The sequence below is a fragment of the Paenibacillus wulumuqiensis genome (assembly GCF_000971965.1).
In the GTDB taxonomy this organism is placed as follows: Bacteria; Bacillota; Bacilli; order Paenibacillales; family Paenibacillaceae; genus Saccharibacillus; species Saccharibacillus wulumuqiensis.
Map to the genome: position 1 here is coordinate 450,446 of NZ_LAQP01000001.1, position 13,368 is coordinate 463,813.

9 protein-coding genes are annotated in these 13,368 nt (G+C 49.5%); 3 read left to right on the forward strand and 6 right to left on the reverse strand.

Annotation, left to right across the window (positions count from 1 at the left end):
• Window positions 1-180 precede the first annotated feature (180 nt).
• Window positions 181-1,890 carry a methyl-accepting chemotaxis protein gene (locus WH45_RS10145; RefSeq protein WP_046214238.1) on the forward strand — a complete coding sequence of 570 codons (1,710 nt, stop codon included), beginning with the start codon at window positions 181-183 and terminating at the stop codon, window positions 1,888-1,890.
• Window positions 1,891-1,989: 99 nt separating this feature from the next.
• Here WH45_RS10145 and WH45_RS10150 read toward each other — a convergent pair whose 3' ends face one another.
• From WH45_RS10150 to WH45_RS10165, 4 genes are all read right to left on the reverse strand, one after another.
• Entirely contained in the window at window positions 1,990-2,817 is an 828-nt protein-coding gene (locus WH45_RS10150) for an aldo/keto reductase (RefSeq protein ID WP_046214239.1), read from the reverse strand.
• A 194-nt stretch (window positions 2,818-3,011) separates the two neighbouring features.
• Window positions 3,012-4,040, reverse strand: coding sequence for an acyltransferase family protein (locus tag WH45_RS10155; RefSeq protein ID WP_046214240.1), 1,029 nt, complete (start codon window positions 4,038-4,040; stop codon window positions 3,012-3,014).
• Window positions 4,041-4,421: 381 nt separating this feature from the next.
• Entirely contained in the window at window positions 4,422-5,468 is a 1,047-nt protein-coding gene (locus tag WH45_RS10160; RefSeq protein ID WP_046214241.1) for an LLM class flavin-dependent oxidoreductase, read from the reverse strand.
• 85 nt (window positions 5,469-5,553) lie between these two features.
• Window positions 5,554-7,200, reverse strand: a complete 1,647-nt coding sequence (locus WH45_RS10165; RefSeq protein WP_046214242.1) for a tetratricopeptide repeat-containing diguanylate cyclase — start codon at window positions 7,198-7,200, stop codon at window positions 5,554-5,556.
• Window positions 7,201-7,486: 286 nt separating this feature from the next.
• On the opposite strand from WH45_RS10165, the gene coaA reads away from it, so the two are divergent.
• Complete coding sequence (coaA, locus tag WH45_RS10170; RefSeq protein ID WP_046214243.1) at window positions 7,487-8,416, forward strand: type I pantothenate kinase; 930 nt, start codon at window positions 7,487-7,489, stop codon at window positions 8,414-8,416.
• Between the two features lie 62 nt (window positions 8,417-8,478).
• Window positions 8,479-8,847, forward strand: coding sequence for a DUF423 domain-containing protein (locus tag WH45_RS10175; RefSeq protein WP_046214244.1), 369 nt, complete (start codon window positions 8,479-8,481; stop codon window positions 8,845-8,847).
• A gap of 274 nt (window positions 8,848-9,121) precedes the next feature.
• Here the strand turns inward: WH45_RS10175 and WH45_RS10180 are convergent, their stop codons facing one another.
• Together WH45_RS10180 and WH45_RS10185 are read right to left on the reverse strand one after the other, a co-directional pair.
• Window positions 9,122-11,929, reverse strand: a complete 2,808-nt coding sequence (locus WH45_RS10180; RefSeq protein ID WP_052723710.1) for a chitinase N-terminal domain-containing protein — start codon at window positions 11,927-11,929, stop codon at window positions 9,122-9,124.
• A gap of 244 nt (window positions 11,930-12,173) precedes the next feature.
• A complete protein-coding gene (locus tag WH45_RS10185) occupies window positions 12,174-13,241 on the reverse strand; it encodes an AI-2E family transporter (RefSeq protein WP_046214245.1) in 1,068 nt (355 codons plus the stop codon).
• Window positions 13,242-13,368 lie beyond the last annotated feature (127 nt).

A 13,368-nucleotide genomic window follows, 5' to 3' on the forward strand; every position in this document is an offset into this window, starting at 1 on the left:
TACAGGAGGAATTTTTTATAGATAAAATTGAATTATTTACAGATGCTCCTGATACTTAACTTGTATTTTATGGTAATAATATGTAAATTGGTTCTAAAGAATGATATATATTTAAAAACTGGACACCGATATAGTGTTTATATTGCCCATATTACCTAATCCTACAAACAGAGGTGGACTATGAAATTCAAAATGAATATTATGAATAAAATCCTGCTGGGCTACATTATTATTGTGCTTTGTTTTGCAGCGACGATTGTGATTGTGCATTCCAAGATCAATCAACTGGAACAGAGTATGACCTTTGTTGCAAGTCATGATATGCAGGTTCATGATCTGGCTAACAAGATGAAACTTAATGTCGTAGATATGGAGACAGGTCAACGCGGCTTCGTGATTACGGGTGAAGATAGCTATCTGGTTCCTTATGATGATGGCAAAAAGAAATGGGTAGCCAATTATAATGCGCTGTACCCACTTCTCGCAGACAATCCGAGTCAGCAGGAAAAACTAAATGCGATCAAAAGCCGGATCGAGAACTGGATTAATATCGCCGGTGAACCGGTTATTGAGCTCAAGCGGGCCAATAATACGGCAGCATTGAATCAATTTTTTGTCACCGATCCGGGCAAGACCGATATGGATGCGTTCCGGCAGCAGCTGGATACATTCCTCGATACCGAGACACAGTTAACGATCCAGCGTGTAGAAGATATCCATTCCAGTAATATCAGCTTGAAAATTCTGCTCTATTCCCTGCTGGCAGCGGTTACGGTGCTGTCCATTGTAATCGGTACTTTCATCTCCCGCCGAATCAGCCATAACGTCAAGGCGGTTACAGCAACTATTGATGATATCGCTTCTTCCGGTGGGGATCTGACACGCCGGATCGAAGTGAGAAGCAATGACGAGATGCGGGATCTGGGCGATGCGACCAATGCACTTCTTACCAGTCTTCAGCAGATTATCAGTGAAATCAAAGATAATACCCTGGAGCTGGCTGATGCATCCGTTCAACTGGAAAAAGGCGCTTCCGAAAATGCACGGTCTGCCGCTGAAGTCGCTCATTCGATCCAGCGTGTAGCCGAAGGTGCAGAGAATCAGGTATCCCGTACAGAAGACATCTCCGCGGTCATGGAGCAATCTATCGCAGGTCTCGATGATGTCGCCGGTACAACCCATGAAGTCGCCAGTCTCGCCAGAACGACCAAGGATCTGGCTTCTGTCGGCGAAGCGAAAATCCATCGCAGTGTCAGCAGCGTAGAAGGCATGGCGCATGCCTTTAAAGAAATCCAAAATAGTGTGCGTGAGCTGGCTGATCGTTCACGAGAGATTCTGTCGATCACCGGCTACATCTCGGAGACGTCGAACCAGACCAACCTGCTGGCACTCAACGCAGCGATTGAAGCGGCAAGAGCCGGAGAGCACGGTCAGGGATTCAGCGTCGTTGCGGATGAAATTCGCAAGCTGGCCGATCAGTCCTCCCGTTCTACCAAAGAAATCAGTGTCATTATCACCTCCATGACTACCGGTATTCAGAGTATCGTACAGCTCGTTACCGACAGTGCCAGCAATGTGGAAGAGGGTGTGATTTCCCTGAATGAAGCAGGGGATAGTTTTGGTACCATTGTGCAGCAGATTGATTCACTCAGTGCCCAGATTACCGATGTGGCAACCTCTGTGGAACAAATGTCCAAAGGCACCCAGTCCGTAGGTACGGCTCTGCAGGAGATCACCCGGATCACCGAAGAGACTGCCTCCTTCACCGAAGAAGTCTCTTCCATGACCGAGGAACAGACCGCTTCCCTTACGCAGATGACAGCTACAACCGAAAGATTGAAAGAAATGTCCTCTTCCCTGGAGACCGTGGTCAACCAGTTCAAAATTTGATCAAGACCGCATAAAAAGACCGACACGCTTAGGGTGTGTCGGTCTTTTTGCATTCTTTTATTTGCAGTCTTTTATCCGGTTTTCTTATACATAGCGATATTAGAAGTCAAAGTTATCCGGATCGGCGCCAAAACGCTGATTCTGGTTCAGATCATCGATTTGCTTCATATCTTCCGGCGACAATTCAAAATCGAAAATGTCCGCATTTTGTACAATACGATCCTGCTTGATCGACTTGGGAATTGTCACGATGCCGCTCTGCAGATCCCAGCGCAGCAGTACCTGAGCGATGGATTTGCCGTATTTTTCACCAATGCCCTGCAGCACTTCGTTATCCAGCAGACGTCCCTGTGCCAGCGGGGCCCAGGCTTCGATCTGGATGCCCTGCTCTTTGCAGTAATTGCGCAGCTCCACCTGGCTCAGCAGCGGATGAAGCTCAACCTGATTGACCACTGGACGAACTTTGGCATCTGCCAGCAGATCCTCCAGATGATGAATCTGGAAATTGGATACGCCGATCGCACGGACTTTGCCGTCATCATGCAGCTTCTCCAGTGCTCTCCAGGTATCTTTGTACTTGCCTTTGACCGGCCAGTGTACGAGGTACAGGTCCACATACTCCAGTCCCAGCTTGCTCAAGCTCTGTTCAAAAGCCTGAAGGGTGCTGTCATAGCCCTGATCCGAGTTCCATACTTTGGTTGTCACAAACAGCTCTTCACGCGGTACGCCGGATTCCCGGATCGCCTGACCCACACCATCTTCATTCTGATAAAGCGCTGCAGTATCGATACTTCGGTAACCCGCTTCGATTGCCCATTTGACCGAGCTTACGACTTCATCACCATTTTCCACCTTGTAGACACCGAGCCCGAACCATGGCATCTCGACGCCATTGGACAATTGAACCGTTGATTGCAGATTTTGCATGACTGTTGTTCCTCCTATGTGTATGATGATTGCCCCACCTGATTATAACGTAATTTAAAATCAAAATTAAATGAAACAAATACAGATTATCTTGTACATTTTCCATATTTATTTGCCCGACACAGGTGGACAAAGCGGATAATGAACAGATTTTCATTTAACAAAAGACAGACGCTCTGACTACCTATAGCTGCCTATCCGTGCTCTGTCTGCCCTTCCCTGCCGGCACGACCGGGATTGCGCTTGAACATTCGGCGGGCACGCGGCTCCACCAGCCAGCGCAGCCAGGTTCGAATACTGCCAAGCGACAGTATAACCGTAATAACCAGTCCCAGCGGAATCAGCAGCAGCTTGCTGGCTGTCGAATCCAAAATGTCATACAGTCCGCCTGCAGTCAGCGCCATGATCAGGAATCCATGCAGCAGGTACGTGTACAACGTGTTCATGCCCATTCCCGATATGACCGGAATCGTGCGGCGCGGTACCAGACTGAGTACTGCTCCACCGACCAGTACGGCAAGCGCATAGACGCCGATCCGATAGATGCCCGCACTCCATTCATTATGCCCCAGAGTTTCATACGAGAAGCTGCCGTAGAACCATTCCTTGCGATACAGCTGCGAATACAGACAGATCATGGCAAAGGAACCTCCCAGCACCACCACAGACAGGAGGCGTGCTCCCCTGCTGTGCAGCCGGCTGATCACGGATTTGTCCAGATAATAGCCTGCCAGGAGAAACGGGAAAAATACAATTGTCCGTGAGACACTGGCGTAATACTGGGCATCATTTGCATAACCGGCTAACAGAGCAATCCCTATGGCGATTGGCAGCGCATACCGGATACGAATAATATAAGGCATGGCTACCTTCCACAGAATCATACTGAAAAAGAACCACATCAGCCAGTAGGGGGTAAAATAGGAAAAAACCAGCTCTGCACGATCATAGATCCAGTAGTCGAACAGCGAATACAGCGTCTCGAATACCAGATAGGGAATGACCAGTCTGCTGATCACCTTGTTCAGGTAATCACCCGTACCGATATTTTTGGCAAAGTAGCCGGAGATCAGCACAAACATCGGAATATGAAAAGAATAAATCAATAAATACAGCGGTCGCAGCAGCGGGTCATCATATAGCGGCTCAATCAGATGGCCGATCACGACCAGCAGAATCAGCAGGAATTTGACATTATCAAAATAAGCATCCCTCTTGGTCACGCTCTACACTCCCTTCACAAAGAGGACCCTCATCAAAGCGGTCTTTTTTTGTTCGATGCTGGAGAGGGAAATCGTATCTTGTGCTGTTAAGTTTGGCAATTGGACAGTTATGGGGTCTTATACCCGCAGTCACACGGCATGAACCCCAATTGTATCAACCATGAATACAGATATCCAATTCGGCAGCCTGCGGCCACATGCTGATGATGGGTCCGCTCACTTGCTTTGGATAGCTGTACGGACGGCAAGCATACAGCACAAAACCGGCATTGCCTGTAGAGCGCAATGCCGGTTTTCCTAATGGTATCGGTATGATTTTCGGTGATGTCATAGATGTCATATGGCCTGTCTGCCGAATTCATGTCATTTGCCTGGATAGGATCAGCGGGACTGTATCGACTTGCGGATACCTGCTGCTTCGCTGATGATCTCGTAGGAATGCAGACGTGCCTGATGATCATAGATCATGCTCGTAATGATCAGTTCATTCACGCCGGTATCTGCGATATACTGCTGCAGGCCTTTTTTGATCGTCTCCGGTCCGCCTTTGATCGTGGAGCGAAGCTGCTTCTCGACAGCAGCCTGCTCATAGTCCGACCATTTGCCGGTCATGTCAGCCGGTGGCTTGATCTGACCGGTGCGTCCACGAATAATATTCAGGAACTGCTGCTGCATGGTCGTTCCGAGCCATTCCGCCTCTTCATCTGTATCCGCTGCAATTGCATTTACACCGAGCATGGCATACGGCTCCTGCAGTATATCGGATGGTGTAAAATACTCATGGTAAATTCGCAGCGCACGCTGTGTATAATCCGGCGAGAAATGTCCTGCAAAAGCAAACGGCAGTCCTTTCTGGGCGGCCAGTCTGGCACTGAAGTCACTCGAACCGAGCAGCCAGATCGGTACTGACAATCCTTCACCCGGCACTGCACGTACCGGTGCATGATACGAAGTGGCCGACGAATCGAAGAACCGTGTCAGCTCGTCCAGCAGTTCGGGAAAATCCTCCCCGCTGTTGATATCCCGGCGTAACGCCAATGTCGTGCGGCGGTCACTACCCGGTGCGCGTCCAAGGCCCAGATCGATTCGTCCGGGATACAGGGATTCCAGCGTACCGAACTGCTCGGCAATGACGAGCGGTGCATGGTTGGGCAGCATAATACCGCCGGAGCCCACGCGGATCGTGGATGTTCCACCTGCCAGGTATCCAATAACGACCGAAGTCGCAGAGCTGGCGATTCCGGGCATATTGTGATGCTCGGCTACCCAGTAGCGATTGTATCCCCATTTCTCGGCATGCTGGGCGAGATCCAGGCTGTTACGCAAAGCATCTGCGGCGGTAGCCCCTTCATTGATAGGTGCCAGATCCAGCACAGACAGTGTTATATGATCAGGAGCAGCGCCCTGAGGTGATGAATGATCAGACATAGATATGCCTCCTTCTTGGAAATAATAGAGGTTCAATATACCATTATCCGCTTTTTCGATCCAAATTGCCAGCCAATCTCTTACTTTACAGGGAATCACCAACGACACAATTGCGTCCCGAATGTTTGGCCTGGTACAGACGATGATCTGCAAGCGCCAACAATTCGGTTCGGTTGGTGGCTACTCTGGCCATCGTGCTTACGCCGAGACTGGCAGTCACCGGCAGATTCCCGGTAATGGAACTCCAGTCTGCCGAATGAATCGCCTGACATAACTTATCTGCCTGCCGCAATCCCTCGGCTGCATCCGTATCCGGCAGTACGGCCAGAAACTCTTCGCCGCCAATTCTCGCGAGTGCCGACGAAGACGGTGCCGTAAGCGACAGGATTTTGGCCAGATGCACCAGCACTGTATCACCGACCTGATGGGAAAGCGTATCATTAATGGTCTTAAAATGATCCAGATCAATCAATATCGCCGTCACCGACTTGCCCTGGGTAAACGATTCTTCCAACAATCCATCCATATAAGGCTCGATATATCGGCGATTATGCAAGCCGGTCAGCGGATCACGCAGTGCTAGCTCACGGAACAGCTCACTGTCTCTTCGGGCTTCCTCTGCATCAAAGGCAATCTGCATAATGCGTGCCCGCGCTTCCCGTTCACTGGAACGCAGTTTTTCTCCTGCTTCATGATAGCGCTTATGCTCTTCATAGGCACTGCGGTAATCGCCTGCCGCCGCATACAACTCTGATTGCTGCAGCAGGGCGCGGACCATCAGTCCGGGTAGTCCATGCTCATGGCATAGATGTCTTGCTTCATCCAGAGTGGCCTGTGCTTCGATCAATTTGCCTTGATGTCGCTGCGCTTCTGCAGTTGTCAGCAGGCATTCCGGCAGAACCATCAGATCGCCGAGTTTGCGGCTGAGCGGATCATTCACGACCGGAGCCAGTGTCTGCTCGGCTTTGGCCGGCTGCCCCAGCAATATCTCTACCTGAGCAATCGTATCCAGCTGGGAAGCACCCAGCTCGACATGCTTGCGTGTGGCCAGCTCACGCAGTTTGGTGATCAATCGATATGCTTCTTCGGCCTGTCCCATCTCATAGCGGGTATAAGCCATATTATTGAGTGCAAACATTAACAGCTGGGTATCATCCATCAGCGTAGCCAGCATGAGCACTTCCTGAAAGCGGCGCTCCGAATCCTCATAGGCACCGACTTCGTCCAGCGTAAGCGCCAGCATCATCAAATGATCTGCCCGTGTGGAAGGTGGAGCCGTATCCGGGAGCTCCCTCAGCCCGGCTATTGCATGCTGCAATGCGCTCTCATTATCACCTACCCGGCGGTAAAACCCCGCAATCAGACGATGACTGCGTGCGAGAATATGAGCATGCTCATTTTGCTCTGCCCACTGATGAATATGGAACATAATCCGGCCGGCTTCCGCCACTTTTCCCTGCCGGGCCATCACGTCCGACTGGATCAGCCGGGTACGCTGACTCAGCTCCTCATTATCCAGCTTCTCCGCCAGAATGAGAGCCTTTTGTACGACTGCAACGGCTGCATTCGTGTTACGATATGGCATCAGTTCAAGGGTATCGAGCATTTCGGCAAACTGCTCTACCGTACAGTTCTCCATATCTTCTATATTGAAATCGTTTATATTTTTGTCATTGCTAAAATGAGTATAGCTGCGAACCGGAACAAAATGTCGATTAACGGATTTGGTCAAGATAAGTCCCCTCCTATCACAAGCAAAGACCCCAGCCTGTTATGTAGCTGAATAGAATGTACAAATTTACATAACCTATAGTCCTAATTCCCTATGTAATCTATATTAACACTGCTTATACCTAAAATCTTTAGCAAACTTGTAACTAACCATAATAAATTTGGCCTTAAAATATATTATATTCTTTACCCAAATTGAACTGCAGTATTTCATTATACGAAGAAAGGAGGTTTTTATGCGCCAAATTTGTTACACTAGAAATAAAAAATGCAGAAAGTGAGAGCACATGAAACGTTATTCGCCATACATCGAGTTCGATCGCAAGGACTGGGCTTCCTTGAGAGATCACCATACACCACTACCTTTAACCGAATCGGAACTTGAACAGCTGAGAGGATTGAATGAGCATGTTTCTCTGCAGGAAGTGGAAGAGGTCTATCTACCGCTAACCCACCTGATTCACCTGTACGTGGGCGCTTCTCAGCAGCTTCACCAGCTCACCACTACTTTTCTTAAGAAAAAAGCCCGCAAGACTCCTTTTATTATCGGTATTGCCGGTAGTGTCGCCGTCGGTAAAAGTACCACTGCGCGTCTGCTGCAGACCCTACTCTCTCGCTGGGATACCCATCGCCGAGTCGATCTGGTTACAACAGACGGATTCTTGTATCCCAAAGCGGTACTGGAAGAGAAAGGCATTATGAACCGTAAAGGTTTTCCGGAAAGTTATGATATTAAACGGCTGATGGAGTTTATGGGAGATATCAAATCCGGCAAGCCTAACGTAAGGGCGCCCAAATACTCGCATTTGACCTATGATAGAATTCCCGATGAAGAGAGCATTATCAATAACCCCGATATTCTGATTGTCGAGGGCATTAATGTGCTGCAGGTGAAGAAGCAGTCGCCGCTGTTTGTCAGTGACTTTTTTGACTTCTCCATCTATATGGATGCGGATGAGACCAATATTGCCCGCTGGTATGTAGAGCGCTTTCAATTGCTGCGCCAGACAGTATTCCAGAATCCGGATTCGTATTTTCACAGCCGGTTTGGACATCTTACAGCCGAAGAGGCGGAAGAAGCGGCTCAGCACACCTGGAAGACCATTAACGCCAAAAATCTGCATGAAAATATCCTGCCAACCAAGGGCCGTGCCCAGCTGATTCTGCGCAAGGAAGCGGATCACAGCATCCAGAATATTTTCCTGCGCAAACTCTGAGTATGATCTGATAAATTGTGGCATATTCAGCATCTCAAATCTTATTGACGGAGGAACGTACATTGCAATCCATTCTCGTGATCGGAAGTATTATGATGTTTCTCGCAGTAGCGCTGGGAGCATTCGGCGCTCATGCGCTAAAGGCTAAGCTCTCCCCCGATATGATGAAAATTTATGAAACGGGCATTCAGTATCATATTGCCCACAGTCTTGGCATGCTCATTATCGGCGCATTGTCCCCGAATTTCCTGAATGGGCAAAGTCTGGCAATCGCTGCAGGCTGGTGCTTGTTTGTCGGTATTATTCTGTTCTCGGGCAGCCTGTATGCACTGAGTCTGAGCGGTATACGCAAGCTGGGAGCAATCACCCCGCTTGGCGGCCTGCTGTTCCTGGCCGGATGGGTACTGCTGCTGATCTCTGTACTGTCCTGATCGGAAGAGTGACGATATGGATATGGGACGATTACGCTTATACCGGATATCCCATCCTTCCCCTGCTATCCCCCTTCCATTGGAACCCTGGAGATATGGAATCCATAAAAGAAATCCATAAAAAAGCCCCGAATCTTCTGCTGCAGTATCTGCGGCGGTAAGATTCGGGGCTTTTTGAAATAATCCTTTGACAGGGTGCAGCTTACTGTGACGCGAGAGCTCCTCTAATATGAAGCCCAGTGTCTGTCGCGTAAGCTCATCTGATGAATGAAACTTAACGTGTGACGCGAACAGTCATCTCTTCACTGCGGGTCGAACCTGCAGTATTTACCAGCTCGGCGGTGTATACATACTCGCCCGGCGCCCGGCCGTTCACTGCGCTGACTGCATTTTGCGCCTGTGGAGTCGCTGATTTCAGAGATTGGGTATCGATCAATTTACCATTTTCATAGAGGCGGTATTCGGAAGCATTCGTTCCCCACCACATATTCATCGTAATGGAATAGCTGCCATCGCCATCCCAGTTATCGCTGGACAGTACCGGTTTGCCTGGTGCTGCGTCTTTCACTTCCACTGTCAGCGGCTGGCTTTTGGTCGTACCGTAGCTGTTGGTCAGTTCCAGTATATACGTGTACGTGCCGTTGGCTTTGCCCTGAATATCCTGCGTCAGTACCTGAGCGGCTGGAGATTGGGCAGCCAGTTTGCCCTCGCTGATCAGCTTGTCATTTTCATACAGTTTGTAGGACGATCCGTTATTGCCCCACCACATATTCATTGTAATCCGGTAATCTCCGTCACGCAGACCGGTATCCTGTCCGTTATTGTCGGACAATACCGGTGTACCCGGAACGCCCGTTGCAAGTGGATCTTGGGTTGGCGGCGTCGGTTCTTCGGTCTCTGCGGCTGTAATATCCGCAATGCCTCTTGGTTTCAGCTGGAAGCTGTCTTTGAAGATGGCAGCGATCCCGCTGATATCGACCTGATCACCGGCCTGGTAAGGGAAGTCCGCCAGTGTCAGTCCTGTGCGTCCATCCACACGCACATGGGTTTTCACTTCGCTCGCTGTGTATACATCACTCGTCACATCGAATTCAAATGATCCAGCCGGCGTTGCGCTGGCAATATTGCTGATCGTTACATTTTTCAGCTGAATCAGTTGTCCCTGATTGTAGGTATTTACTGTCACCGCAGCAGCAGGCTGAGGCAGTGCAGCTGTACCTGTTTTCTCAATGGCAATCGGGTCCGTCAGCTCCAGTTCGGAGTTATACACGGTCGTCGGTGCCGTAATCTGAATCACATCACCCTGAGCAAATCCGCTCTGGTTCTGGTAGACATAGATGCCGCCGGTCTCATCCTGCATGTAGAATGCCTGTCCGCCAAATGAACCTGGCGCTGAAGTCACTACGCCCTTGACTGTAACTACAGTGCCGGGAGATTGATTGCGAGCACTCTTGATATCCGTCAGTGCCGGAATCTGCACTCCACCGCCATCATCCGGCAGCGGTTCTGCCGGTACATTTGCGATATTCACCGGTGTGGTCAGCAGGTTGCTGCCATTCTGGCGCAGACGCAGACTTGCTGTACCTGTCGTACCCGGCTTGATGCGAATCGTCAGATCTTTGATCGCATGTCCCTTGCTGTCTGCTGTCAGACTGTATGTGGAACTGTATCCGTACGATGCAGGCCATGTACCATCTGCATTTTGAATCTGGGCTACCTGGTTACCACCGGTCACAAATATGCCTGTGCTGAAGCCTGTCACCGTACTGTTCGGCGTCAGATCATTAGCCACGATGCGCAGCTGGAACTCCTCGGCATTAGGCAGCTGAGCCTGATGTACGAAGCTGTAGACCGGATTGGCTACAGTTACCGTGCTGCCATAGGAACCTGGCTTAAAGGTGGACGGGTCCCACCAGTTATAGCCGGCTGCCGGTGCAGACCATGGTTCTGCCTGCGGTTCCGTCGATGTCTGCGGCGTCTCAATCGCCAGCTGTGGTGTAGGCTGATCCAGTACCAGACCTTCTACCTGATCCAGACGGGTATAGTTCTCGTCTGTGGACAGCCAGTTCACGGTGTTGACCAGGAGAGTGGCATCATCCACTTCCTTGAATCCGTCATACGTTGTTTTCTTGGTGCCTGTCTCTTCGCGCAGATATTTTGGTGTCGCATCTTCTACAGGCGAAGAATCACCGATAAATGCCGCTTTACCCTGCCCCAGCTTGGAGACGGCAACATAAGGTCCTTCTGCCACTCCGCCGCCATTATAGACGCCCTGATCTACCGCATTGCCCCAGGCATCATTGGTCTCCGGGAGATAGACGATACCCTTTGCTTTGGTCGGATCGGTAATCGCCAGTGTGGAGCCTGCGTGCATTGCTACACTGCTTACACCTTCCGTAATACCAAATGCCTGCTCGGGAGCCACTACATTCGTCGCATTGATATCTCCCAGTGCATTATAGCGGAAACGGATACCAAAGTTGTCGGACAGCCAGTCCGAACTGACGACATCCTTCATCGCTGCCGAATTACGCTCGGCTTCAGACATTCCTTTGGCAGGATCTGCCCATGCTCCGCGGCGGAATCCGTTGATTGACTCTGATCCGTCCCAGCGGTTTTTGTTGCGGTCGGCATTATAGTGATCGCCAATGAAGAAAATGCTGCCGCCGCTCTCCACGTACTGCTCCATGGCAGCCTGTTCACTTGTTTTGAAAGGAATATTCGGTTCAGCGATAACGAACACGTCATATGGGCTCAGATCGCTATATGTAAATGATACGGTCTTGCGCAGTTCCCGGACATCGTAGCCGTCATTCGCCAGTCCATTGGCAAAATCCGAGAATCCGCCATCGATGACCCAGTCCGCTGCACCAGCCGTCTGACCATGCGTATTGTCGAACAGTACTTTTTTGCCAGCGTTTTCATTTATCACTTTGGCAGCGATAAAAGGTGCCGGATCACTGGCTGTCTCTGCATGAACCGTCATGTCCTCTCCGCCAAATGCCATTTGTAGCGGCCAGGCCAGCGATACTGCCAGCAGTGTTTTCAACCCTTTGGACTTCAGTCCGTTCCATGTAACCATAAATTGCCCCCTGTAACCGGAATAGTATGTAACAGCAATATCTTATCATGGAAATATATACAAAAGTCATGAATTTTGTAAAATCGAAATTTATTTATTCATACACCAAATATTTTCTATTTCAGCAGGTTTATTGCCAAATCAAAAAGACGCTTCCCCCAAAATAATCGGAGAAAACGTCTATAGGCAGCATCCACATAACGGCTCATTTGTGTCTGTGTAGGCAGTCTGATCGTATCCTGATTTACTCCGGCAGCCTTGATACAGGGATTTCTTCTTTGGGCGGGCCTGCCTTGCCCCGGTTGACACCAATCAGGTCGAGGAAGAAGACGAACAACGGAATACCGATAATCAGTCCCCATGGCCCGATAAAATGCTCGGAGAAAATCAGAATGACAAACGTATAAAATACCGGCAGATTCGTCTTGCTGGACATCAGCTTTGGATTCAGCAGATAGGCCTCAATCGCATGAATGATCAGGATTAGAATGATTAGATACAGTACATATTTGATGCCGCCTACACTGAGTGCAGTGAGACTGAGCGGTATCAAGGAAATGAATACCCCGGCTACCGGCACCAAACCGAGCACGAATACAATCACCGCCAGACCGACCAGATTCGGGAAGCCCATGATCCACAGCGCCCCAATCGTCAGAATCGTATTGATAAAGGAAATCAGCAGCTGCGCTTCGATGACTTTACCAAATGTGTTCAGGAACATTTTGCCGAAATAGCCCACTTCCTTGAAGAACCAGCTGAGCTTGCTATCCTGAAACGATGAAGTAAACCGCATAATATGCGAACGATCCAGTAAAAAGAACAGACTCAGTAGCAGGGCAATACAGAGCTGCGAGCCGATCTGGCTAATCTTGAGCAGCACCGTAAATCCCGGTCCGATAAAGTGTCCTACATTTTCCAGCACCTGCTCGATGTTGAGGGTGCGCAGCAGTTCCACAATATAATGATTCCATTTGCTTTCCTGCGGATTCATGTATACATCCTGTATCATTCCGTAAATCTGCACAACCTGCGTACTGACAGTCGGCACCATGCGATAGACCCCCCAGCCGATCACACCAACCAGTACAATGTACACAAGCGGAATCACGAAGAACGGTGATACATTAGGAATTACCCGGCGAAACAGCTTCATCACGCCGTTATACAAGCTGCCAATCAATATAGTTAGCAGCAGGGTCATCAGAATGATATTCATCATGCTGGTCATTGAATAAACAATCAGTACAAGGATCAATAATACAATAATCCGTCTGATTCCTTCATGGTTAATCCACTCTCTTACCTTCATCCACAGACCTCATCTCTATTTATGTCCACTCCTTCCATAATAACGTGTTTGAGCTCCGGTGTCACCGCGCGCATGTAAAAGCACTGTTAATTATAGCGATATAACGAAATGGAAACGGCCTTCAGCC